Source organism: Rhizobium sp. CF080 (assembly GCF_000282095.2).
GTDB lineage: Bacteria > Pseudomonadota > Alphaproteobacteria > Rhizobiales > Rhizobiaceae > Neorhizobium.
Map to the genome: position 1 here is coordinate 511,342 of NZ_AKKC02000002.1, position 23,422 is coordinate 534,763.

Annotated in this window: 29 protein-coding genes; 19 read left to right on the top strand and 10 right to left on the bottom strand. The window is 62.4% G+C overall.

Annotated elements, in window-relative coordinates; genetic code table 11:
* Positions 1-2 precede the first annotated feature (2 nt).
* The 12 genes from PMI07_RS03755 (at position 3) to PMI07_RS03815 (ending at position 10,592) form a co-directional block, all read left to right on the top strand.
* Positions 3-884 carry an alpha-D-ribose 1-methylphosphonate 5-phosphate C-P-lyase PhnJ gene (locus PMI07_RS03755; RefSeq protein WP_007758036.1) on the top strand — a complete coding sequence of 294 codons (882 nt, stop codon included), beginning with the start codon at positions 3-5 and terminating at the stop codon, positions 882-884.
* 241 nt (positions 885-1,125) lie between these two features.
* Positions 1,126-1,902: a phosphonate C-P lyase system protein PhnK gene (gene phnK / locus PMI07_RS03765; protein ID WP_007758030.1), complete on the top strand. Its 777-nt coding sequence runs from the start codon at positions 1,126-1,128 to the stop codon at positions 1,900-1,902.
* Between the two features lie 68 nt (positions 1,903-1,970).
* Positions 1,971-2,681, top strand: coding sequence for a phosphonate C-P lyase system protein PhnL (gene phnL, locus PMI07_RS03770; protein WP_007758029.1), 711 nt, complete (start codon positions 1,971-1,973; stop codon positions 2,679-2,681).
* Positions 2,678-3,295: a DapH/DapD/GlmU-related protein gene (locus PMI07_RS03775; protein WP_007758027.1), complete on the top strand. Its 618-nt coding sequence runs from the start codon at positions 2,678-2,680 to the stop codon at positions 3,293-3,295. Before phnL ends, PMI07_RS03775 begins: the two co-directional genes overlap by 4 nt.
* Positions 3,296-3,409: 114 nt before the next feature.
* Entirely contained in the window at positions 3,410-4,267 is an 858-nt protein-coding gene (phnC, locus tag PMI07_RS03780; RefSeq protein ID WP_024163534.1) for a phosphonate ABC transporter ATP-binding protein, read from the top strand.
* Between the two features lie 81 nt (positions 4,268-4,348).
* On the top strand, positions 4,349-5,260 hold the full coding sequence (gene phnD, locus PMI07_RS03785; RefSeq protein ID WP_007761547.1) for a phosphonate ABC transporter substrate-binding protein: 912 nt from the start codon (positions 4,349-4,351) through the stop codon (positions 5,258-5,260).
* A 71-nt stretch (positions 5,261-5,331) separates the two neighbouring features.
* Entirely contained in the window at positions 5,332-6,312 is a 981-nt protein-coding gene (phnE, locus tag PMI07_RS03790) for a phosphonate ABC transporter, permease protein PhnE (RefSeq protein WP_007761555.1), read from the top strand.
* Positions 6,312-7,655, top strand: coding sequence for a phosphonate ABC transporter, permease protein PhnE (gene phnE / locus PMI07_RS03795; protein ID WP_007761557.1), 1,344 nt, complete (start codon positions 6,312-6,314; stop codon positions 7,653-7,655). Before phnE (PMI07_RS03790) ends, phnE (PMI07_RS03795) begins: the two co-directional genes overlap by 1 nt.
* Before the next feature lie 112 nt (positions 7,656-7,767).
* A complete protein-coding gene (locus PMI07_RS03800; protein WP_007761559.1) occupies positions 7,768-8,481 on the top strand; it encodes a DUF1045 domain-containing protein in 714 nt (237 codons plus the stop codon).
* Positions 8,478-9,617 (top strand): alpha-D-ribose 1-methylphosphonate 5-triphosphate diphosphatase, encoded by a 1,140-nt coding sequence (locus tag PMI07_RS03805; protein ID WP_007761564.1) that lies wholly within the window; start codon positions 8,478-8,480, stop codon positions 9,615-9,617. Before PMI07_RS03800 ends, PMI07_RS03805 begins: the two co-directional genes overlap by 4 nt.
* Positions 9,617-10,204 carry a phosphonate metabolism protein/1,5-bisphosphokinase (PRPP-forming) PhnN gene (gene phnN, locus PMI07_RS03810; RefSeq protein ID WP_007761571.1) on the top strand — a complete coding sequence of 196 codons (588 nt, stop codon included), beginning with the start codon at positions 9,617-9,619 and terminating at the stop codon, positions 10,202-10,204. Before PMI07_RS03805 ends, phnN begins: the two co-directional genes overlap by 1 nt.
* A gap of 91 nt (positions 10,205-10,295) precedes the next feature.
* Positions 10,296-10,592 (top strand): hypothetical protein, encoded by a 297-nt coding sequence (locus PMI07_RS03815; RefSeq protein ID WP_007761572.1) that lies wholly within the window; start codon positions 10,296-10,298, stop codon positions 10,590-10,592.
* A gap of 9 nt (positions 10,593-10,601) precedes the next feature.
* On the opposite strand, the gene polA is transcribed toward PMI07_RS03815, so the two are convergent.
* Positions 10,602-13,592, bottom strand: coding sequence for a DNA polymerase I (gene polA, locus PMI07_RS03820; protein WP_007761573.1), 2,991 nt, complete (start codon positions 13,590-13,592; stop codon positions 10,602-10,604).
* Positions 13,593-14,007: 415 nt separating this feature from the next.
* On the opposite strand from polA, the gene PMI07_RS03825 reads away from it, so the two are divergent.
* A complete protein-coding gene (locus PMI07_RS03825; protein ID WP_007761574.1) occupies positions 14,008-14,439 on the top strand; it encodes a MarR family transcriptional regulator in 432 nt (143 codons plus the stop codon).
* 33 nt (positions 14,440-14,472) lie between these two features.
* Here PMI07_RS03825 and PMI07_RS03830 read toward each other — a convergent pair whose 3' ends face one another.
* The gene (locus PMI07_RS03830) at positions 14,473-14,994 is read right to left on the bottom strand and encodes a DUF6428 family protein (RefSeq protein WP_024163535.1); all 522 of its coding nucleotides are present in this window, start codon (positions 14,992-14,994) and stop codon (positions 14,473-14,475) included.
* Positions 14,995-15,036: 42 nt separating this feature from the next.
* Between PMI07_RS03830 and PMI07_RS03835 the strand changes: the two genes are divergently transcribed.
* The 5 genes from PMI07_RS03835 to PMI07_RS03855 all read left to right on the top strand — a co-directional run bounded on the left by PMI07_RS03835 (position 15,037) and on the right by PMI07_RS03855 (position 19,276).
* Positions 15,037-15,393 (top strand): metalloregulator ArsR/SmtB family transcription factor, encoded by a 357-nt coding sequence (locus tag PMI07_RS03835; RefSeq protein ID WP_007774875.1) that lies wholly within the window; start codon positions 15,037-15,039, stop codon positions 15,391-15,393.
* A 5-nt stretch (positions 15,394-15,398) separates the two neighbouring features.
* Positions 15,399-16,097 (top strand): MIP/aquaporin family protein, encoded by a 699-nt coding sequence (locus PMI07_RS03840; RefSeq protein ID WP_007774874.1) that lies wholly within the window; start codon positions 15,399-15,401, stop codon positions 16,095-16,097.
* Positions 16,094-16,522, top strand: a complete 429-nt coding sequence (gene arsC / locus PMI07_RS03845) for an arsenate reductase (glutaredoxin) (RefSeq protein ID WP_007774873.1) — start codon at positions 16,094-16,096, stop codon at positions 16,520-16,522. The genes PMI07_RS03840 and arsC overlap by 4 nt, the downstream gene beginning before the upstream one ends.
* A 4-nt stretch (positions 16,523-16,526) precedes the next feature.
* Positions 16,527-17,711, top strand: a complete 1,185-nt coding sequence (gene arsK, locus PMI07_RS03850; RefSeq protein ID WP_081760632.1) for an arsenite efflux MFS transporter ArsK — start codon at positions 16,527-16,529, stop codon at positions 17,709-17,711.
* A 176-nt stretch (positions 17,712-17,887) separates the two neighbouring features.
* The gene (locus PMI07_RS03855; RefSeq protein WP_024163537.1) at positions 17,888-19,276 is read left to right on the top strand and encodes a M20/M25/M40 family metallo-hydrolase; all 1,389 of its coding nucleotides are present in this window, start codon (positions 17,888-17,890) and stop codon (positions 19,274-19,276) included.
* A 490-nt stretch (positions 19,277-19,766) separates the two neighbouring features.
* Here the strand turns inward: PMI07_RS03855 and PMI07_RS03860 are convergent, their stop codons facing one another.
* Complete coding sequence (locus PMI07_RS03860) at positions 19,767-19,976, bottom strand: cold-shock protein (RefSeq protein ID WP_007754264.1); 210 nt, start codon at positions 19,974-19,976, stop codon at positions 19,767-19,769.
* 470 nt (positions 19,977-20,446) lie between these two features.
* Here PMI07_RS03860 and PMI07_RS03865 point away from each other — a divergent pair, with 470 nt between their 5' ends.
* Positions 20,447-20,932 (top strand): YbaK/EbsC family protein, encoded by a 486-nt coding sequence (locus tag PMI07_RS03865; protein ID WP_007754265.1) that lies wholly within the window; start codon positions 20,447-20,449, stop codon positions 20,930-20,932.
* On the opposite strand, the gene PMI07_RS03870 is transcribed toward PMI07_RS03865, so the two are convergent.
* The 7 genes from PMI07_RS03870 to PMI07_RS35290 form a co-directional block, all read right to left on the bottom strand.
* Positions 20,929-21,300 (bottom strand): hypothetical protein, encoded by a 372-nt coding sequence (locus tag PMI07_RS03870; protein ID WP_007754282.1) that lies wholly within the window; start codon positions 21,298-21,300, stop codon positions 20,929-20,931. The two genes, PMI07_RS03865 and PMI07_RS03870, sit on opposite strands and share 4 nt — an antisense overlap.
* Before the next feature lie 74 nt (positions 21,301-21,374).
* The gene (locus PMI07_RS03875; protein WP_007754286.1) at positions 21,375-21,587 is read right to left on the bottom strand and encodes a hypothetical protein; all 213 of its coding nucleotides are present in this window, start codon (positions 21,585-21,587) and stop codon (positions 21,375-21,377) included.
* Between the two features lie 293 nt (positions 21,588-21,880).
* Entirely contained in the window at positions 21,881-22,078 is a 198-nt protein-coding gene (locus PMI07_RS03880; protein ID WP_007754287.1) for a hypothetical protein, read from the bottom strand.
* 92 nt (positions 22,079-22,170) lie between these two features.
* Positions 22,171-22,413: a hypothetical protein gene (locus PMI07_RS03885; RefSeq protein ID WP_007754288.1), complete on the bottom strand. Its 243-nt coding sequence runs from the start codon at positions 22,411-22,413 to the stop codon at positions 22,171-22,173.
* A gap of 132 nt (positions 22,414-22,545) precedes the next feature.
* Positions 22,546-22,746, bottom strand: coding sequence for a hypothetical protein (locus tag PMI07_RS03890; protein ID WP_007754289.1), 201 nt, complete (start codon positions 22,744-22,746; stop codon positions 22,546-22,548).
* 119 nt (positions 22,747-22,865) lie between these two features.
* The gene (locus PMI07_RS03895; protein ID WP_007754295.1) at positions 22,866-23,048 is read right to left on the bottom strand and encodes a hypothetical protein; all 183 of its coding nucleotides are present in this window, start codon (positions 23,046-23,048) and stop codon (positions 22,866-22,868) included.
* Positions 23,049-23,198: 150 nt separating this feature from the next.
* Entirely contained in the window at positions 23,199-23,372 is a 174-nt protein-coding gene (locus PMI07_RS35290) for a hypothetical protein (RefSeq protein WP_007754297.1), read from the bottom strand.
* Between the last annotated feature and the right edge of the window lie 50 nt (positions 23,373-23,422).

Here is a 23,422-nt window from a genome sequence, read left to right on the forward strand (position 1 = left end):
AGATGACGGACCTCGCCACTTACAACTTCGCCTATCTCGATGAGCAGACGAAGCGGATGATCCGCCGTGCGATCTTGAAAGCGATCGCCATCCCCGGTTACCAGGTTCCCTTCGCCTCCCGCGAAATGCCGATGCCCTATGGCTGGGGCACCGGCGGCGTGCAGGTGACGGCCGCGATCATCGGCCCGGAAGACGTGCTGAAGGTGATCGACCAGGGTGCCGATGACACCACCAATGCGGTGTCGATCCGCGCCTTCTTCCAGAAGGTCGCCAATGTCGCCGTCACCACCCATACCAAGGATGCGACGATCATCCAGACCCGCCACCGCATTCCCGAGCACAAGCTCGCCGAGGGCCAGATCCTCGTCTACCAGGTGCCGATCCCGGAACCGTTGCGCTTCCTCGAGCCGCGCGAGACCGAGACCCGCAAGATGCATGCGCTGGAAGAATACGGGCTCATGCATGTGAAGCTTTACGAGGACATCGCCCATAACGGCCGCATCTCGAAGACCTATGCCTATCCGGTGAAGGTTGCCGGCCGTTACGTGATGGATCCTTCGCCGACGCCGAAGTTCGACAATCCGAAAATGCATCGCTCGGAAGCGCTGCAGCTCTTCGGTGCCGGCCGCGAAAAGCGCATCTACGCGGTGCCGCCCTATACGGACGTCGTCAGCCTCGACTTCGAGGATTATCCCTTCGAGATCCAGACGTTCGACAAGCCCTGCGCGCTCTGCGGCGCCGAGAACGTCTATCTCGATGAAGTCGTACTCGACGACAAGGGCGGTCGCATGTTCGTCTGCTCCGATACCGACAATTGCGAAGACCGCCGCGAACACGGCCATGTCGGCGCCATGCTGGCGCCCGCCAAGGAGGCCGCCGAATGATGGTGGTTGCGGCTTACGCCCCTCTGTCCAGCCGGACATCTCCCCCTCCCCACCTCCCGTCATCCCCGGGCTTGACCCGGGGATCCACACTCTTTTGCCTCAGTGGCTCTCCAAATTTCGACGCTTGGAGCGCGACGGCCTGGATCCTCGGGTCAAGCCCGAGGATGACGGCGAAGGCAGTGGTGTCCGGCAGGACAGAGGGGGGTGGACCGCACACGCCGACATTCAAGGACAAGACGCCATGACCGATACCCCCCTCCTCAAAGTCAGCGGCGTCTCGAAATTCTACGGCAGCCGGATAGGCTGCAAGGATGTTTCCTTCGAGCTGTGGCCGGGCGAAGTGCTCGCCATCGTCGGTGAATCCGGTTCGGGCAAGACGACGCTGCTCAACTGCCTGTCGACCCGGCTGATGCCGACGACCGGCAGCGTCGAATACCGGATGCGCGACGGCAATTTCCGCGACCTCTACCATATGAGCGAGGCCGAACGGCGTTTCCTGATGCGCACCGACTGGGGTTTCGTGCACCAGAACCCGGCGGACGGCCTGCGCATGACGGTCTCGGCCGGCGCCAATGTCGGCGAGCGGCTGATGGCGGTCGGCGACCGGCATTACGGCAAGATCCGCGAGACGGCGAGCGACTGGCTGACCCGCGTCGAGATCGGTACCGACCGCATCGACGACCAGCCGCGCGCCTTTTCCGGCGGCATGCGCCAGCGCCTGCAGATCGCCCGCAATCTCGTGACCGGCCCGCGCCTCGTCTTCATGGACGAGCCGACCGGCGGCCTCGACGTCTCGGTCCAGGCCCGCCTGCTCGATCTGGTGCGCGGCCTCGTCAACGATCTCGGCCTGTCGGCGATCGTCGTCACCCACGACCTCGCGGTCGCCCGCCTGCTCTCGCACCGGATGATGGTGATGAAGGACGGCCATGTGATCGAGCACGGGCTGACCGACCGGGTGCTCGACGATCCGCGCGAGCCCTATACCCAACTTCTCGTCTCTTCCATTCTTCAGGTCTGAGGGGCGCATGGTCCCGAAAAGTGGTCGCCGGTTTTCGGACAAGACCATGCGCAAACAAGGATAAAGTCATGGCCACCCCTCTCGTCGTTTCCGAAGTCTTCAAGAGCTTCACCATGCATCTGCGCGACGGCATCAATCTGCCGGTCGTCAACGATGTGAGTTTTTCCGTAGCAAGCGGCGAATGCGTCGTGCTCGGCGGCCCGTCTGGGATCGGCAAGAGCTCGATCCTCAAGATGCTCTACGGCAACTATGCCGTCGATGCCGGGCAGATCCTCGTCGATCACAAGGACCGGCTCGTCGATATCGCCCGCGCCGATCCGCGCACCGTGCTCGACGTGCGCCGCCATACGCTCGGTTATGTCAGCCAGTTCCTGCGCACCGTGCCGCGCGTCTCCGCGCTCGACGTGGTCGCCGAACCACTCGTCGCCCGCGGCATCGCCGCCGCGGAAGCGCGTGAGAAAGCGGCCGAGCTACTCAGCAAGCTTAACCTGCCCCGGGAACTCTGGACCCTGCCGCCCGCCACCTTCTCGGGCGGCGAACAGCAGCGGGTCAACATCGCCCGCGGTTTCATCACCAGCCACCGCATCCTGCTCCTCGACGAGCCGACCGCTTCGCTCGACGCTGTCAACCGGCGCGTCGTCGTGGAGATGATCGCCGACAAGAAGCGTGAGGGCGTCGCCCTTCTCGGCATCTTCCACGACGAGGAAGTGCGCGAGGCAGTTGCCGACCGCGTTCTCGACGTCTCCCAGTTTTCCCCCCGAAAGGCAGTCGCAGCATGAGCGTCAAGGTAGGGCTCGAGCCCGCAATCCACGAAACGGCAAACGTCAGCAATTCCACGCTCGGCCCGTATACGGAAGTTTCCGAGCGCTGCCGCATCAGCGAGGCCGAGATCGGCGCCTATTCCTACATCATGCAGGACGGCTCGATCTGGTGTGCGACGATCGGCAAGTTCGTCAACATGGCGGCCTCGGTGCGCATCAACGCCACCAACCATCCGACCTGGCGGGCGACGCTGCACCATTTTACCTATCGCGCCGCCAATTACTGGGACGATGCGGAAAACGAGCAGAGCTTTTTCGAATGGCGGCGCGACCATCGCGTCACGATCGGCCATGACGTGTGGATCGGCCATGGCGCGACCGTGCTGCCGGGCGTCACCGTCGGCAACGGTGCGGTGATCGGCGCCGGCGCGGTCGTCTCAAAGGACGTCGCGCCCTATACGATCGTCGGCGGCGTGCCGGCAAAACTCATCCGCGAGCGCTTCACAAAAGCGGTCGGCGAAGCGATGGACCGGCTTGCCTGGTGGGACTGGGATCACCTGAAACTGAGGGCTGCTCTCGATGATTTCCGGGCACTTTCGGCAGAGGAATTCGTGTCCCGTCATGCCACATAACGAAAGCGTGACGCGCGTTTTCGGGATATAATAAAACCGACATAAAACCGACATTCAGACTTCATCAACCATCGCTATCGAGCTCTCAGAAAAAGGCTGCATTGGCGAGAGAGCATGAAGTTCGAGTTGAGGGACATCACCCGCCGTTTCGGCGACCGTATCGCGGTGAACGCCGTGAACGTCGAGATTCCCCAGGGCCAGATGGTCGGCATCATCGGGCGCTCGGGCGCCGGCAAGTCGACCCTGCTGCGCATGATCAATCGCCTGCAGGAGCCGAGTTCCGGCTCCATCTATTTCAACGGCGCCGAAGTCTCCTCCCTGAAGGGCCGGGCGCTGCGCAACTGGCAGCGTGACTGCGCGATGATCTTCCAGCAGTTCAACCTGGTGCCGCGTCTCGACGTGATGACCAACGTGCTGCTCGGCCGTCTCAATCACCGCTCGACGACGATGAGCCTCTTGAAAATCTTCAGCCGGGACGAGCGCGTCATGGCGATGGCGGCCCTGGAACGACTCGGCATCGAGCAGACCGCGCTGCAGGCGGCCGGAACGCTGTCGGGTGGCCAGCAGCAGCGCGTCGCGATCGCCCGCGCTCTGGTGCAGGCACCGAAAATGATGCTTGCCGACGAGCCGATCGCCTCGCTCGATCCGCTCAACGCCAAGATTGTCATGGATGCGCTGCGCGACATCAACGAACGCGAAGGCATCACGGTCATCACCAATCTGCATACGCTCGATACGGCCCGCAGCTATTGCGAGCGGATCATCGGCATGGCGGGCGGCCGCGTCGTCTTCGACGGCCCGCCGCAGGAACTCAATGCCAATGCAGTGCGCGAGATCTACGGTTCCGACAGGGATGGCGCCGGGATCGACGAATCCATGACATCGACCAGCCTTGCCGCCACCCGCCGCGGCGAGGCTCCGGCCGCGATCGACACATCCGGCATGGTGACCGAAGCCGCCGCCATGCGCTGACCCGTTTCCGGCTGCCGACCCGCGGCCGGAAGACTGACGCCCTTTCCGGGGTTGACCATCCAATCACCAAAGGAGACTTTCATGTCTGCATTCCGCAAGATCCTGATGGCGACGATCGCCATTGCTGCCGTCGCCGGCCAGGCCCACGCCCAGAGCGCACCCGTTCTGCGCATCGGTCTCGATGGCGGCGAAAACGAAGCTGACCAGGTCCGCCGCACCGAATGCGTCAAGCCGGGCCTGATCGCCGCAACCGGCGCTTCGGATGTCAAGCTGTTCCCGTCGCCGAACTATAACGGCGTCATCCAGGGCCTGCTCGGCGGCACGATCGATCTCGCCGTCATGGGCGCGGCTTCCTACGCAGCAATCTACATCAAGGACCCGAACGCCGTTACCCCGGTCCTGACCACCAAACAGGCCGACGGTTCGACCGGCTACTACTCGATCATGGTTGCCCGCAAGGATTCGGGCATCAAGACGCTCGCCGACGCCAAGGGCAAGAAGATCGGCTTCGCCGATCCCGACTCGACTTCGGGCTACCTCGTCCCGAACGTCGCCCTGCCGAAGGACGTCGGTATGCCGGTCAAGCAATACTTCTCCGAAACCGGTTTCGGCGGCGGCCATGAGAACCTCGTTCTCGGCGTTCTCGACAAGAAGTTCGATGTCGGCACCACCTTCGGTTCGGCTCAGGGCGACTGGGCCCAGGGCTACACCTCGGGCAACCTGCACCAGATGGTCACCAAGGGCCTGCTCGACATGGACGACGTCGTTCAGGTCTGGAAGTCGCCGCTCATCCCGAACGGCCCGCTGATGGTGTCCAACAAGCTTTCGGACGACATGAAGAAGAAGGTCACTGCCTACTTCGCCGAGCTGCCGAAGAAGGACAAGGCTTGCTTCGACTCGTTCACGGGCGGCGGTTACGTCGATTGGTCGCCGGTCGACCAGTCCTTCTACCAGACCATCATCGACGCTCGTAAGGCTGTCATCGGCGGCTGATCCAACGTCTGACCAATATCCTGCGGCGGTATCATGACGATGCCGCCGCTCGTTCAACAAGGATGCCCAGAATGGCGCACGTGGCCGGACCCGCTCAGTTCAGCGGGCTGCAGGAAAGCTCCCGCACCATCCTCGATCATTATCAGCAACAGGTGCGGACCCGGCGGATCTATACCGTCGTCTCCATCGTCGTTTTCCTGATCGTTCTCGCTGCGTCGCTGGATTTCGCCAACAACGCCAATTCCGGCAAGTTCTTCGAACGCCTTCCCTATTTCTTCGATTTCATCAAAAGCTTCGTGCCGAACAGCCCGCTGGAAATCTTTCGCGCGATGTTCGACCTGCCGTCGCCTTATGCCGACGGATCGATCAAGTTCGATTACACGAGCGACCGCGTGTGGATCACCGACAGTTTCTACATTCCGAATTTCTTCTATCAGCTCGCCATCACCCTCAATATCGCGATCGTCTCGACCATTCTCGGTTCGACCGGCGCCTTCCTGCTCTGCTTCTTCGCCTCTTCCAACCTCGTCGGCTCGCGGGCGGTGCGCTGGGGTGTGAGGCGGATCATGGAAATCATGCGCGCCTTCCCGGAAATCGTCATCGCCGGGCTGCTGGCCGCCATCCTGTCGATCGGTCCGATCGCGGCGATCATCGCGGTTTCCTTCCACACGATCGGCGCGCTCGGAAAACTGTTCTTCGAAGTGGTCGAGAATGCCGACATGAAGCCTGACGAGGGCCTGCGGGCCTCCGGCGCCAGCTGGCTCGAGCGCGTCCGTTTCGCGATCCTGCCGCAGGTCCTGCCGAATTTCGTCTCCTACACGCTGCTGCGGACCGAAATCAACGTGCGCGCCTCGACCATTATCGGCGCCGTCGGCGGCGGCGGCATCGGGGAAGTGTTCAGCCTGTCGATCGGCCGCGACCACGCCGCCAAGACCTATGCGATCATCATCCTCCTGCTGGTTACCGTCATCTGCGTCGACCAGTTCTCGGCCTGGCTGCGCCGCCGGCTGATCGGCAAGCAATCGTTCGAATTCGGCCGGGGAGCTGCCTGATGTCCAATCTCGCCGTCAATGCCGCCGATCGCGAACGCCTGCTCGACGCCTATCCGGAAGCCTTTCACCGCAGCTTCATGCAGCGCTGGGGCCTGGCGATCGCCGCCGTCGCGGTCTTCGTCTACCTCGCCTTCTGCTTCTCCTTCTTCAACGTCATCCCGACCTTCGTGAACGGCAACTGGGACCGCGCGGGGATCTACCTCCAGGACTGGTATTCATGGCGCGCGCAGCCCCGCCTGCGCTTCCAGAACGGTCAGGTCGTCCCGCAATGGACGAGCCGCCGGCAATATCCGGAGGGTGCGGCGATCGACTGGCTGAAGCCTGCCTCCAACGGCGGCTACACCGTGATCTTCGGTAACGACGACCGGCTCGACGTAACCCCGAGCCAGGTCGACGTCTATATCGACGGCAAGCTCTATCCCGTAGCGATCAAAGGGGACCGGGCGATTTTGCCGGCCGGTGCGCCGGCGCGGATGGTGCAGGACGATAACAAGGTCAATGTCCGGTTCGGCTTTGCCGGCCAGGCGGAAATCCGCAGCAACCAGGTCTATGTCCAACGGCGCTTCCTCGGCTGGGCGAATTTCTTCTTCGACACGCAATCGCCGTTCTGGGGCCGCAGCTTCACCGGTGTGGCCGGGCTGATGTTCTTCGGCGAGCGCATCGATCCGGCCCAGTCCAACGCCTCGCTGGCGCTCGACAATTTCTTGAACAATGGCAGCTGGCAGCACGGCGATATTCTCTCCAAGCTGATGCAGACGCTGGTCATGGCTTTCGTCGGCACGCTGTTCGCCACCCTCCTCGCCTTCCCGCTCGCCTTCGTCGCGGCGCGCAACATCACCACGAGCCGGCCGGTCAACTGGGGCATGAAGCGCCTCTTCGACTTCCTGCGCTCCATCGACATGCTGATCTGGGCCCTGTTCTTCACCCGCGCCTTCGGCCCGGGGCCGCTGCCGGGGATCGCCGCCATCTTCTTCACGGATACCGGTGCGCTCGGCAAGGTCTATTCGGAAGCGCTGGAGAACGTCGACGACAAGCAGCGCGAGGGCGTCAAGTCGGTGGGTGCAGCCCCGGTCATCGTACAACGATACGGCGTCGTGCCGCAGGTCCTGCCGATCTTCATCTCGCAATCGCTGTATTTCTGGGAGTCCAACACCCGTTCGGCGACCGTGATCGGCGCCGTCGGCGCGGGCGGCATCGGCTTGAAACTGCTCGAATCCATGAAGACCAATGCCGACTGGGACAAGGTCGCCTACATGGTGCTGCTGATCCTTCTGGTGGTCTTCGTCTTTGACAACCTCTCGAACGCACTGCGTTCGCGCGTCATGGGTAAAAAGGGTCACTGACAGGCCGGATTATCATCATTCTGTCATGGAAATCTTTTAGCCGGGGGTCCTGTTTTGCGAGCCGGCGGACAGGTAAGGTCGGCCGGCATTCTCCTGATTCCGGAATCCCATCTTGCGCTACGCTCTGTATTTTTCGCCCGCTGAAAACCATCCGCTGACGAAAGCGGCTGCGCGTTGGCTCGGCCGCGACGCCTTCACCGCCGAGACGTTTCCGACGCCCGATGTCGAAGGCCTGTCCCGCGACACCGTCCATGAACTGACCGCCGATCCGCGCCGCTACGCCTTTCACGCGACGCTCAAGGCGCCGTTCGAACTGCATCCCGACCGGACGGAAGCCGAGCTGATCCATGCCGCCGAGCGGTTCGCCGCAGAGACGCCGGTCTTCGACATCCCGAACGTCATCGTCGGCCAGCTGGGGCGGTTCTTCGCGCTGGTTCCCGATACGATTTACCCCGAGCTCCAGCATTACGCCGGACGCGTCGTCGAAGAATTCGAACATTTTCGCGCGCCGCTGTCGGAAGCCGATATCGCCCGGCGCAAGCCCGACACGCTGAGTTCGGCTCAGCGTGCCAATCTCGTGCGCTGGGGTTATCCTTATGTGATGGACGAATTCCGCTTCCACATGACGCTGACCGGCCAGGTCCCGACCGAGGAGGCGCCGGTCATGCGCCGCGAGCTCGACCGCCGCTTCGCCGATTTCGCCAACGCGCCACTGACCGTCGATGGGCTCGCCATTTTCGTCGAGCCCGAGCGCGGCGCTCCCTTTATCGCCCACCGCTGGCTTGCGCTGGCGTCCGGCTTCGAAAACAGAAAGACCGCATCATGACCGTCGAACTCGTGCTCACCAATGCCCGCATCGTGCTCGAGGACGGCGTGATCTCCGGCTCCGTCCAGATCCGGAACGGCAAGATCACCGACGTTTCGGAAGGCAATGTCCATACCGGCGAGGATTTCGAGGGCGACTACCTGATCCCCGGCCTGGTCGAACTCCATACCGATCATCTGGAACAGCACTATTCGCCACGTCCGGGCGTGCGCTGGAACACCACGGCGGCGATCCAGGCCCATGACGCACAGATTGCCACGTCCGGCATCACCACCGTCTTCGACTGCCTGCGCATGGGCGCCGACGAGGACGGCGGCTTTGCGAATGGCGAGATGCGCGCCATGGCGGATGCGATTGCCGCCGCCGGCGCGGACGGCCGCCTGCGCTCCGAACATTTCCTGCACCTGCGCTGCGAGGTCTCCGCCGACAATTGCATGGAGCATTTCGTCGACTTCGAGAACGATCCGCATGTGCGGCTCGTCTCGCTGATGGATCACGCGCCGGGCCAGCGGCAGTTCCAGACGATGGATCAGTACACCCTGTACTACCAGAAGAAGCGCGGCCTCAGCGACGAGGCATTCGCCGCCTTCGTGGCCAAACGCCAGGGAGAATCGGCACGCAACGCGACGCCGCATCGCGCGGCGATCTCGAAGGTTTGCGCCGAGCGCGGCATCACCGTCGCAAGCCATGACGACGCGACGCTCTCCCATGTGGACGAGGCGATCGACAACGGCGTCCGGCTGGCGGAATTCCCGACCAGTTTCGATGCCGCCAAGGCCTCGCACGGAGCGGGAATGAGCGTGCTGATGGGGGCGCCGAACATCGTTCGCGGCAAGTCGCATTCCGGCAATATCGCCGCCCGCGACCTTGCCGAGCGCGGCGTGCTCGACGTGCTCTCCTCCGACTATGTACCGCTCAGCCTGTTGCATGCGCCTTTCGTGCTGGCCGACGAGGTGGAGAGCATCTCGCTGCCGAAGGCGCTCGCGATGGTGACGTCGACGCCCGCCCGCACCGTTGGCCTCGACGATCGCGGCCGGATCGCGACGGGTCTGCGCGCCGATATCGTCCGCGTCCATCACGAAGAGGGCGTTCCGGTCTCCCGCGCCGTCTGGCGGGAAGGCCGGCGGGTCGCCTGATGGACACCGCACCGGCAGGAACGGAGCGGGCTCGAAGCGGCTGCATGGTCGCCGTCGTCGGCCCGAGCGGCGCCGGCAAGGACACGCTGATGGCCTATGCCGCCCGGTTCTTCGAGGGGCGCGATGACGTTGTCTTCGCGCGGCGGGTCATCACCCGCGACGCCGCCGCTGGCGGCGAAGACCATGACGGCGTTTCCGAAACCGAATTCGAGGCCCTGGAACGGGCCGGCCGCTTCGCGGTCTCCTGGGCTGCGCATGGACTGCGATACGGCATTCCGGTCGAAACCAGGGACGCTGTCGCGCAAGGCAAGCTCGTCATCGCCAACGGTTCGCGTTCCGCGCTCGCCCGCTTCAGGCAAGCCTATACCTCGCTGGTGGTCGTCAATATCACCGCCAGCCTGGACGTGCTCGCGGCTCGGCTCGAAGCACGCGGACGGGAGACGCGCGAGGAAATCCTTGGCCGGCTCGAACGAAGCTCGCTTGCAGTCACCGGCGATTATCACGTGGTGACGATCGACAATAGCGGATCGCTGGAAGATGCCGGCAGGGCCTTGGTCGAGGCTCTCAACGGATGTTTTGCAGACTAGAGACAATTTTAGCGAAAAACTTGCTCGCTGTTCTTTAAAGTCCCTGATCCGGCTCTATGTGACCTTCCTTATATTAGTAGAAGGAAATGTTATGGGCCAGAGCAAGCCGCGTGACGGGCAACATCCCGATGGGGCAGCAGCCGTCGATCTGGAAGCGCGCATCGTTGTTCTGGAAATCGTCTCCATGACGGCCCTGGCGCTCGCCATGGATACGTCCGAAAACGCGGATGTCGAACATGCCCGCGGGATCAGCAATCTCATTCTCGAGACCGTTCGCCAGCGTTGCCACGAAATGAATATGCACGACGATGCGCGGCTCACCGCCTGCACCTATGCCGACGAGCTGCTGTCGACCGCGCTTCTGTCTCTTTATCCGCGGGAACACTGAGCCTCAAGCTCAGTGCGCCTCGTCCCAGTTGCTGGCGGCGCGGGCATCCACCTTCAGCGGTACCCGCATCGAGATCGCCGGCATGGCCGCGTGTTCCATGGTCGAGATGATCACCGGCAGGGTCTTGTCGATCTCTTCGTCCTCGACCTCGAAGATCAGTTCGTCATGCACCTGCAGCAGCATGCGGGCCCTTCCGTTCAGCCCGGCCGTTTCCAGCGCCGGCTCCATCTTCGCCATGGCGCGGCGGATGATATCGGCGGCCGAACCCTGGATCGGCGCGTTGATCGACGCCCGTTCGTTGAAGGCGCGCACCGAAGGGTTGGAGGACTTGATCTCCGGATAATGCGCCCGGCGGCCGAAGATGGTTTCAACATAGCCGTTCTCGCGGGCGAAAGTCTTGGTGCTTTCCATATAATCGCGGATGCCCGGGAAGCGCTCGAAATATTTCTTGATGTAATCGCCCGCTTCCGAACGCTCGATCGACAGCTGGTTGGCCAGCCCGAAGGCGGAAATGCCGTAGATGATGCCGAAGTTGATCGCCTTTGCGCGGCGGCGTACTTCGCTCGGCATGCCCTCGACCGGCACGCCGAACATTTCCGAGGCCGTCATCGCGTGAATATCGATCCCGTCGGAGAAGGCCTGACGCAGCTGCGGAATGTCGGCGACGTGGGCCAGCACGCGCAGCTCGATCTGGCTGTAGTCGGCGGAAACCAGCTTGTGGCCGGGTGTCGAGATGAAGGCGGTGCGGATCTTGCGGCCTTCCGCCGTGCGCACCGGAATGTTCTGCAGGTTCGGCTCGGAGGAGGACAGGCGGCCGGTCGTCGTCGAAGCGAGCGCATAGGAGGTGTGGACCCGTTTCGTCTCGGGATGGACGTAACCCGGCAGCGCATCGGTATAGGTGGATTTCAGCTTGGTGAGCTGGCGCCAGTCGACGATCTTGCGCGGCAGCGGATGACCTTCCGCCGCGAGGTCTTCGAGCACGCTTGCCGAAGTCGACCACTGACCAGTCTTGGTCTTGGCGCCACCCGGCAGACCCATCTTGCCGAACAGGATGTCGCCGAGCTGTTTCGGCGAGCCAATGGTGAATTTCTCACCCGCGAGTTCGTAGATCTCGTCTTCGAAGGCGGCGGCGCGCTGGGCGAGCTCGCCGGAAAGCCTGGACAGGATCTGCCGGTCGATGGTGATCCCGCGTTCTTCCATGCGGGCGAGCACGGAGACCAGCGGTCGCTCCAGCCGCTCATAGATGCGTGTAAGTCCCGCGGCGGCCAGCTGCGGTTTCAGCACCATCCACAGACGTAGCGTCACGTCGGCGTCTTCCGCCGCATAGGCCGTCGCCTTGTCGATGTCGACGAAGTCGAAGGTCACGCCGGCCTTGCCGCTGCCCGCGACCTCCTTGAACGTGATCGGCTTGTGGTTCAGCCAGCGTTCCGACAGCGCATCCATGCCGTGGTTCGACTTGCCGGCCTCCAGCACATAGGACATCAGCATCGTGTCGTCATAACCCTCGACGGTAATGCCGTGGCGCTTCATTACAAGATAGTCGTATTTCAGATTCTGAGCCACTTTCAGAACCGACGGATCCTCCAAAAGCGGCTTCAGCCGTGCGAGAGCCTCGCGCGTCGGGATCTGGTTTTCGGCAAGCCCGCCACCCAGCAGGTCGCCGACCCCCGTCTTGTGGATGAGCGGTACATAGGCCGCGCGGACTTCGAGACCTGAGGGGTTGGCCGTATTGTCGGCAAGCGCCAGCGAAAAGCCGACCAGCTCCGCCTGCATCGGATCGAGCGACGTGGTTTCCGTATCGAAGGCGACGAGCCCGGTTTCCCGCGCGGCCTTGATCCAGTCGTCAAGCACCGTGAGGTCGCGAATGGTCACGTAGCAGCTGGGGTCGAGCTTGGCATTGGCAAAAGCTTCGATGCGGGTCTTGGCAAATTCCGAAGGCGTGGCTTCTCCGGTGCCCTTGGCGACCGGCGCCTTGGCCGGATTTGCAGGCGCTTCGGCCGCCGCCTCGCCGGTATCGACCGCTGCCGCACCGCCGGCATCGAGATCCGGGCCGCGGGCGGCCTCACCCCATTCGACATTCACGACGGCAGGTTCGATGGCATCGGCATCGCAGTTGCAGGCGGCCGCGACACGCCGCGTCAGCGTGCCGAATTCCATGGTCTTGAGAAAGGCGACCAGTTTCGGGCCGTCCTGCGGCTCCAGCACCAGCGCATCGAGATCGAGATCCAGCGGCACGTCGAGCCGAAGCGAGACGAGCCGGCGCGACAGGCGCGCCAGATCGGCATTGGCGACGATGTTCTCGCGGCGCTTCACCTGCTTGATCTCGCCGGCGCGGGCAAGCAGCGTGTCGAGATCGCCGAACTCTTCGAGAAGCTGGGCTGCCGTCTTCGGGCCGATGCCCGGAATGCCCGGCACGTTGTCGACCGAATCGCCGACCATCGCCTGCAGGTCGATCATCTTTTCCGGCGGCACGCCCCATTTCTCGATGACGTCGGGAATGCCGATCTGCTTGTCCTTCATGCTGTCGTACATGTGGACATTCGGCGTCACGAGTTGCATCAGGTCCTTGTCGGACGAGACGATCGTGACATCGGCGCCGGTCGCTTCTGCCTGGCGGGCATAGGTCGCGATGATGTCGTCAGCCTCGAAACCTTCGGTCTCGATGCAGGGCAGGTTGAAGGCGCGGGTCGCCTGGCGGATCAGGCCGAATTGCGGAACCAGCTCTTCCGGCGGCGCCGAACGGTTCGCCTTGTAGGCGTCGTAGAGTTCCTTGCGGAAGGTTTTGGCCGAATAGTCGAAGATGACCGCGAAATGGCTGGGCGTCACGCCGACAGAGGTGTCGCGCGCATCGGTCAGCAGCTTCCACAGCATGTTGCAGAAGCCGGAGACGGCGCCGACCGGCAGGCCGTCGGATTTGCGGGTGAGCGGCGGCAGCGCATGGAAGGCGCGAAAAATGAAGCCTGAACCGTCGATAAGGAAAAGATGATCGCCTTTTTTCATGGCGCAAGGAATAGCGTGGGGCACTTCATCCGTCCACGAAAACTTGAGCCCCGCAGCACCTCCCGCGCCTCACTGGAACGTTACCGATTTGTAATATGCATATCTCTTGAAAACCCGCGTTCGGCCCCACATTTCATTGTCACCGGCGACTGATCACGCCGCAGTCTGGCAGCCGGCTTGTCCCCCGCCGCACCAGGCCGGACAAAGGCCTATCCCCCTCTCCGGGCCTTTGTCCTTCCATCAGAACCGCCACGGCCGTCCCCTCCCTGCCGTGGCGGTTTTTTATTGTCCTTTCGCAGGAAAGACTTGTCATTTTCCCCATCTTCGCACAGGCTTGGCAAAAGCATGGCGTGCGATATATCCAGTGGATAGCGCTCGCAAACGGGCTCGTTCAGGGAGGGATGAAGACCAAGCCATGGGATTCGACCGCTCGCATTCGGCGACATACCTGGCGGGCCAACTCGCCAAAGGCTTTGCGCGCTCTCTGCAGAAGCGAGCCATGGTGCTTGGCTTTTCTCCCGGCCAGTTTCCCGTGCTGCTCGAACTCTGGCAGGAAGACGGCCTCACGCAGAAGCAGCTCCTCGACAAGCTGGAAGTCGAACAGGCGACTCTTGCCAACACGCTCGCCCGCATGGAGCGCGACGGGCTCATCCAGCGCACCCCCCATCCGAACGATCGTCGCGCGCAGATCATCACACTGACCCCGCTCGGCCGCGAGCTGGAAGTCCAGGCCGTCGAAGCGGCTGCCGAAGCGGATGCCGCGCTTTTCTCGGGATTCCGTCGCTTCGAGCAGGAACTGATGATCGAATACATGCGGATGATCGTCGAGAACGCCCGCAAGATCTAAAGCCAAGGACGTCCTCGTGGCCGACTTGCGTGATCACGGGCAGCAGGCGCTGGCTCGGCCGGACGGTCCGCAGCATGCTGCCGCTGCGCGGGTTTCCTCCGCCAGCCACCGGTCGCGGGGTTTGCAGCTCGCTGGGCGCGCGGCCAGTTCCACATGCAATGCTCCGTTCCGAAGGACAGGCGTCGAAGCGCAGTAGAGCTGCATCGGCCGGATCCCGTCGCTGACTTCGAACGTCAACTTGGCCGACCCGTCGATGTTCACATGCTCGGACACCTTGCGGATGATCGCGGAAAATTTGCCCGCCGTCATATGCGTGCGGTCATCTTCCTCGATATCCCAGAGCTGCACGAAAATTTCCGACCAGGTTTCCGGATTGGCGCCGCAATCGAGTGCCGAGAACTGCCCCGCCTTGACCTCGGTGACATGGTAGCCCGGCTTTACCGGCCGTCCGTCGTAGTGGAAGACCAGCGGCTGGTCGCTGGCGCCCGCCAATGTGTCGAGCAGAAGGCCCAGGCTGATGTCGTCCTGCAGAACCGGCTTGTCTATCGCGTTCATCTGCGTTACTCCTTATTTCAATGATTCAAGGATTGTTGAAATATGGATGAACGTCAAGCCCTCGCATCATTCGGAGCCCTGTCGCAGGACACCCGCCTGCAGATTGTCCGGATGCTGGTCGTCGCCGGACCGGCCGGCATGGCGGCCGGGACGATCGCCGAGCGGCTGGACGTATCGCCGTCGAACGTGTCCTTCCATCTCAAGGAACTAGACCGGGCCGGCCTCATCTCCCAGCAGCGGGAATCCCGCTCGATCATCTATTCCGCCAATTTCGAAGGGCTGGGCGGCCTCGTCCGCTTCCTGATGGAAGATTGCTGCGCCGGGCATCCGGAAATCTGCGCGCCTGCCGCCGAGGTGGCCGCCTGCTGCGCCCCTGGATCTGTCCCGGTGGAGGGCTGAGAGCCATGTTCGACCTGCCCCGCCGCCTGACAGCCGAAGCCCTCGGCACCGCCATGCTGGTCGCGACCGTGGTCGGTTCCGGCATCATGGCCGACCGGCTGTCGGAGGACACGGCGGTTTCGCTGCTCGGCAATACCCTTCCGACCGGCGCAATTCTTGTCGTCCTGATCACGCTGCTCGGGCCGATTTCCGGAGCGCATTTCAATCCGGCGGTCACCATGGTGTTTGCCCTCAGGCGCGAGATGACCGCCCGTGTGGCATTCTTCTATATCCTCGCGCAAATCGCAGGCGGCGTCGCCGGGACCATCCTGGCGCATGCGATGTTCGATCTACCGCTCCTGCAGGTATCCGCCACGATCCGGACCGGACCGGGCCAATGGCTGGCGGAAGTGGTCGCCACTTTCGGGCTGGTCCTCACGATCCTCGCCGGAATCCGGTTCCGTTCCGAGGCTATTCCATGGCTGGTCGGCCTCTATATCACCGCCGCCTACTGGTTCACCGCCTCGACCTCGTTTGCCAATCCGGCCGTCGCGCTGGCGCGGTCGCTCACCGATACCTTTGCCGGAATCCGGCCTGCCGACCTTCCGGGCTTCATCCTGGCCGAGAGCGTGGGTGCGCTGGCGGCTCTGCTGCTGACCGGCTGGCTGCTTTCGGAGACCAAACCTCTCACCCAACCGCTCGCACACATAAAGGGCGCAGAATGACCATGGACGTCACCATCTATCACAATCCGGATTGCGGCACCTCGCGCAACACGCTGGCCATGATCCGCAATGCCGGCATCGAGCCGACCGTGATCGAATACCTGAAGACCCCGCCGGCGCGCGACCAGCTCGCCGCAATGATCGCGGATGCGGGTCTCACCGTGCGGCAGGCGATCCGCGAAAAAGGCACGCCCTATGCGGAGCTCGGTCTCGACGACCCGGCGCTTTCCGATGATCAATTGCTCGACGCGATGCTGAAGGATCCGATCCTGATCAACCGCCCGTTCGTCATCACGCCCCGGGGCACGCGCCTGGCGCGGCCGTCGGAACTCGTCCTGGACATTCTGCCGGACAGTCACAAGGGACCGTTCGCCAAGGAAGACGGCGAGCAGGTACTGGATGCCGAGGGCAGGCGCATTGTCTGAACGCATGCCCGTTGCCGCGGTCGTCGCGCTCGGCGTCACGCAGATCATCGGCTATGGCACCCTCTATTACAGTTTCAGCATCCTTGCGCCTGACATGGCGGCGCATTTCTCGTGGTCCGGCGAATGGATCTTCGGGGCGCTTTCAGTCGCGCTTCTGATCGGTGGGCTCACCGCTCCGTGGCTCGGCGCCCTGTTCGACCGGATCGGCGCCGGCCGGGTAATGACCATCGGCTCGGCCACCGCGGCTGCCGCATTGGTGGCCTGCGCCATGGCGCCCGGCAAGGCCACCTTCGTCGTGGCGCTGATTGCGATCGAGGTGGCCGCCAATCTCGTGCAATATGGCGCAGCCTTCGCCCTCCTGGTGCAGCTTCGGCCGCAGGTCGCGCAACGCAGCATCACCTATCTCACCCTGATTGCCGGCTTCGCTTCGACGATCTTCTGGCCGATCACCGCCGCGCTGCATGCCCATCTCTCCTGGCAAAACGTCTATCTGGTCTTCGCGGCGCTCAACCTCCTGGTCTGCCTGCCGCTGCATGCCTGGCTTTCGCATGGTGCCACGCGGCGAAAGGCGACATCTGCCCCCCTCCCCGCCCGCACCGAGGGCATTTTGACGCCCGAGCAGCGGTTCATCGGCTTCACTCTGATGGTCGCCGGTTTTTCGCTGCAGTCGCTGGTGGGCTCCGCTGTGCTCGTCCACATGGTTCCGCTGCTCTCGGGCCTCGGCCTCGGCACGAGCGCTGCCCTTGTCGGCACCTTGTTCGGCCCCTCCCAGGTTCTTAGCCGGCTTATCAACATGACGTTTGGCCGCAACCTGCCCCCCCTTCGCCTCGCGCTGATCGCGGCGGCGCTGCTTCCGGCGGGCGTTCTCGTCCTTGTCCTGACGGCGCCGTCTGTGCCCGGAGCGATGCTTTTTGCCGTCATCTTCGGCATGGGCAGCGGGCTCTTGAGCATCGTCACCGGAACCCTCCCGCTGACATTGTTCGGCAGCGACGGCTACGGCAAACTGCAGGGCAAGATGATGTCGGCCCGACTGATCGTCTCGGCAATCGCCCCGTTCGTCCTGGCACTCTCCATGCAATGGCTGGGCTTTCTCTGGTCGCTTTCGATCACGGCGGCGCTCGGCACGCTTGCCGTTCCTGCCTTTCAGGCGATTGAGAGGCTCGCCCGCAGGGCTACGCGTTCCGGCTAAGACGCCTGTCCTGCGCGGGATGGAAGAGCCGGCCTCTCTGACCATCCGACCGCCCTTGCCGTCTTTGCCATTGTCTCCGCCGCCCCTGACTTGCTAACAAGGTCGGGCATCCGAAACGATGGGCCGCTTCCCGCCTCCTGGGCTCAAGGGTCTCGCATCTCAAGACAGGATTCCGCATGACCGATCTTTCCTCCGTCCTCGACCGCGCCGACCAGAATCTTCCCGCAAGCCTCGAGCGCCTGTTCGGCCTCGTTCGCATCAAGTCGATTTCCACCGATCCCGCCTTCAAGCCGGATTGCCGCAAGGCTGCCGAATGGCTGGTGGCCGAATTGAAGGATCTCGGTTTCGAGGCCTCGGTTCGTGATACGGCCGGCCATCCGATGGTCGTCGGCCATCACCCGGGCGCCAGCGCCGACGCGCCGCATGTGCTGTTCTACGGCCATTACGACGTCCAGCCGATCGATCCGATCGAGCTGTGGGAAGACGATCCCTTCGATCCCAAGGTCAAGGAACTTGGCGCCGACCGCAAGGTTGTGACGGGCCGCGGCGTTGCCGACGACAAGGGCCAGTTGATGACCTTCGTCGAAGCCTGCCGCGCCTACAAGGATGTGCACGGCTCGCTGCCGGTGCGGGTCACCATCCTCTTCGAAGGCGAAGAAGAATCCGGCTCGCCGTCGCTCAAACCCTTCCTCGATGCCAATGCTGCCGAGCTGAAGGCAGACTACGCGCTCGTCTGCGATACCGGCATGTGGGACACGGATACGCCGGCGATTACCGCGTCGCTGCGCGGTCTGGTCGGCGAGGAAATCATCGTTACAGCCGCCAACCGCGACCTTCATTCCGGCATGTATGGCGGTGCAGCCGCAAACCCGATCCAGATTCTGTCGAAAATCCTCGCCGGATTGCATGACGATGCCGGCCGCGTGACGCTCGAAGGCTTTTATGACGGCATCGAGGAGACCCCGTCCAACATCAAGGCTGCATGGGAAAGCCTGGTCAGCGGACGCGACGACTTTCTTGGGGAAGTTGGGCTGTCGGAACTGGCCGGCGAAAAGGGCCGGTCGCTGCTCGAACTTCTCTGGGCGCGGCCGACCTGCGAATTCAACGGCATCAGCGGCGGTTACGAGGGCCAGGGTTTCAAGACCGTCATCGCCTCTAAGGCTTCGGCAAAGGTGTCCTGCCGTCTCGTCGGCGGGCAGGATCCCGAAAAGATCCGCGAGAGTTTTCGCGCCTATGTGCGCTCGAAGATCCCTGCCGATTGCTCGGTGGAGTTCCTGAAGCATGGCGGCTCGCCGGCGATCCAGCTCGGTTATGACTCCCCGGTGCTCACCAAGGCGAAGACGGCGCTTTCGGAAGAATGGCCGAAGCCGGCTTTGGTCGTCGGTGTGGGCGGATCGATCCCGATCGTCGGGGATTTCCAGAAGACGCTCGGCATGGAATCGCTGCTCGTCGGTTTCGGCCTCAGCGACGACCGCATCCACTCGCCGAACGAAAAATACGACCTGCGCTCCTTCCACAAGGGTATCCGCTCCTGGGCGCGCATCATCGCGGCGCTCGCGGCCTGAACTGGAGCCGAGAGTGCCTGAAACTGAAAAGGGCCTGACGCGTCTCCGCATCAGGCCCTTGAAAACAAAAAGGCCGGGGCAAGCCCGACCTTTCCACCCCCATTCATTGGTGCCAGTACATCCGTGGTCACTCTAGATGGGACAAGCATTTCCGACGCGGCCGCTTTCGACCTTCTCAGATCACCACGGCTCTAGCGGTCATCGTCTCTTGGCTCGGTAAACATTCCGTTAACGCGGATATGGAAACTGCCTCAGGACGGCACGGTCGCCCGTATTTGCCGTAACACACATGGTCGCTGAAGCTTTTTTGGAGCCCGACCATGCGGTGCGTCGGAAACGCTATTGTACGGTAAGTGGGAACTGCGATTTCCATTTACAAGAGGTAAAGTTTAGAATTTTTCTAAACAATGAAAACGCGGCATTTCCAAAAAGCAGAAAGGCCGGACGAGCCGGCCTTTCGCACTATCAAGACCTCAAGGTCTTCAGCAGATCATGCGCCCTGGAGGCGGTCTGCGGAAACCTTGCCCGAACGCTTGTCGCTGACCAGTTCGTAGGAGATCTTCTGACCGTCCTTGAGCTGGCCGAGGCCGGCGCGCTCAACGGCAGAGATGTGAACGAATACGTCCTGCGAACCGTCGTCAGGCTGAATGAAGCCGTAGCCTTTGGTTGCGTTGAACCACTTTACAGTACCGGTAGCCATAACGATGCCTTTCCCTTGCAAATATGACCGACTATTCCACGCCCGAGCGCGTGGAACGTTGAAGTTTCGTATTTGAAGAGAGATCGTCGCAAACGCCGCGAGGCGCTTAGTGCTGGCTATCAAACAAATATCGATGGCGAACCAAATAGGGGCTTAGCGCCAAAAGGTCAAGATCGGGAAAAGTAAGCGGCGCTTTGAAAAGGGAAATCACCAGCGATTTCAAGGGCCATAAAACAGAAAACCCGGCGCGGGAGGAGGTGCGCCGGGTTTCCGATACTGACCAACAACTGGGAGGAGGAGGTGTTGTCGGTCCCATCCAAGGCGCTGGGAGGAGGAGTGCGCCTTCGATGATTTGAATATAGAGGATCAGAGCTTAAAAAACAGTCGCGATATCGCAGTGCAGCATTGCAATTCTCGCATAGCTCCATTGCCCACTTGCGGCGCGCCCTATCCTGCGTCAATTTCGAGCCATGAGCCTCGAATCCGTCCGCGCCTTTTTTGCCGTCCATGCCCCCGACATCGATGTCATCGTAACCGAACAAAGTTCGGCGACCGTGCCGCTCGCAGCCGCCGCCCACGGGGTGGCGCCCGAGCAGATTGCCAAGACGATCTGCGTGCGTTCCGGCGAAATGACGGCTCTGGTGGTGATGTCGGGAACCAGCCGTCTCGACAACCGCAAGTTCCGGGATCATTTCGGTGCCAAACCGCGCATGCTGGGCGGCGACGAGGTGGCTGACATCACCAGCCATCCGGTGGGTGGCGTATGTCCGTTCGGACTGCCTTCGCCGATTCCGATCTATTGCGACGTGTCGCTGAAGAGATTCCCGGAAGTGGTTCCCGCAGCCGGCGCCATCAATGCCGCGGTGCGCATCAGCCCCGAACGTATGGCGGACCTGACCGCAGCGACCTGGGTCGATGTCGGTCAGGATCCGGTTTCGGGCGGCGATGCCGCTTAGAGACGGCCGCTCAGATAACGGTCATACCAGGCGTGCTTGCTTTCCGCCGAAGCGGTCGCAACCACGTAGCCGATCGCAAAACCGATTGCGCCGATCAGGGTGAACAGCGTCGTGGTGGCTGCGGGATGTTCGCGGATGGTACCGGCGACCGAGCTTGCCTCGTGCTGGACATAGCTCGCGGCACTGCCGGCCCGCTCGGCCACCTTGTCATAGGCAGCGCCGGTCTTTTCGGCGAGCATCTCGCGCAGATTGGCGATCTCGGAACGAAGCGTCGCAATCTCTGTCCGGACGTTTTCGCTGGGTTCATGGTCGAAAGAGGGTGTATTCGACTTAACGGGTGTATTCAGATTTCTGATTGGCTCTGCCATACCGGCCTCCTGGGTTGAGCGAGAGATCGTTCAACTGTCCAGCGCCCGATAGGTTCCCCATTCGGGCAAGAAGCCTATCGGCTTTTGGCAAGCGCCTCCGCAAGCGCCGCGAGCTTTTCCTTGTCGTCCGAGCCTTTTTGAAGGGAGTTCACCAGAATCAGTGCAAGCGCCTCCGCATCGGGGCTTGCCTTGTCGATCTCGTGCTCGGCGCAGGCCTGGTCAAACACCTGCTGCAGCAGGCTGAGCTGCTCGGGATTGACAGGATTTCGGACCATCTGTGTAGGCATATAACCCTCCCGATCATACGGTGCCCGACCGGCGGACCCTTCCCCTCGCCCTGTTCAGCAACGGCGGCCGGAGGAAATACCAGCGGCCTTTTATTGCGACAGTCTTGCGCCGGCCTTGTCGGCGCCCGAGGGCCAAAGATCTACAAGCCACAGGAGACGGGATTCTGAGCCTTGGCTAATAAATTGACAATAACAATAATAGAGGGGTGCAATATAAGGGTGGACCCGTACGGACTACTACCTATGCGGGTCCCCGCGAGCGTCCACGGACGCGGCAAAAGGTTGACGGCGGACTATGCCATGCCGGCAGGATCGCCGCCCGGCAATAGAGCAGGATCGAGCGTCGGATCCTGCGGGTTCTTGCTGTCGGCAGGATCCTGCGCCGGCGTCAGCGGTGGTTTTTCCTGGATCCGGTCGGGAACCCCGCCTGTCGGCGTCGGGCCGCGCGGCGTTTCAGGGCTCGGTGTGGGAATGGGGTCTCGGTTGGGCATGGGTTGGTCTCCTTCTTCTTGTCAGGTGACCAACGGCTGAGCCGCGCCGCAGTTCCGAGAACAGCGCGTATTCCCGCGAGAACCCCACTCTCCTAACGATACCAGCGCCGGTCGCGGGAGGCGGACGACATGCCGAGCATGTAGCCGATCGCCAGGCCGAGCAGGCCGATGACGGCAATTGCCGAGCCGGTAGCCGCCGGATGATCGACAGCATGGGCGGCAACCATTCCCGCCTCATCCCTGACTTGGCGGACGGCAGATTTCGTGCGAGCGCTAACGCCTGTCTCTTCGGCAACATCACCGGTAAAGCCGGCGGCGAGAGGTTTTTTGGCCATGGGAGTCTCCTTTTCGGAAACAACACCGAGCGCAACGCGAGGTTCCCTCTCCAGATCCTTATCTGAGAGAGCCGGCCTTATTTAAAGGAAATGAAAGCCCGCACCGACGAGAAGCCGGCGCGGGCCAAACGATTATTCGGTGACTTTGGCCTGTCCTTCGGACGGCTTCAGCACGGCGGCTTCCTCGCGCGGGTCCATTTTCGGAGCCGCGATGCTTGCCGTGGTGATGTCCTTGTCCACCGTGGCGGAAGCCGTGACATGGCCGGCGCATTCCGCAAGAGCTGCGGTGGACGACAGGCCGAGCACGGCGGCGATTACGAGAACTGTCTTCATGCCATTCTCCTTCGCTGTGGTTGCGGTCGCCAAGGTAGCCCGCAACGCGATGAACCCGAAATCACGAATTCGCGTTTCGAGCTGCCATCATGCTGCCTGTTTTTCGTCGCCTGCCGCGATCACATCAGCTTTGAAAGGGTTTCGCGGTTGACGAAGATATCGGTCTTTCCGGCCTCATAGGCGGGGTGACTGAACTCCAGCACCCCCCTTTCAGGCATCTGAAGCGCCTGCTTGACGGTGACCAGACCGACCGGCACACGCTGGTCGCCATTGCGGACGACTGCCTCGACGATTTTCTGCATATCCTCCCCTCCTCCAAGGTCGAATCCGTCGTAACGCGGATCTTGCCTCATTGTTCCATCAGGAATCGGATTTTTTTAAGGTTGGATACGGTATCGGGGTAGCTTTTGTGACATGGGCCAACGCCCGGCATTGAAGGGCGTTGCCACATCTCAATGAAGGTCCAGCGGCAGCTGGATGCCTTTGGGAATATTCGGGCGTCGCTGGTTGGCGATCTGTATCTTCTGAAACGTCTCTTGCCGACGCTGCGCTTCAGCTTCGCGCAGGGCCCTGGATGCCGCGACTGCGGCCATGGCACGTTCGATCACCTGTTCGGTTCTGCTCATCAGCACCCTCCAAATGTTCTCTATTTGTTCTCATAAATGGAGATGGAAGT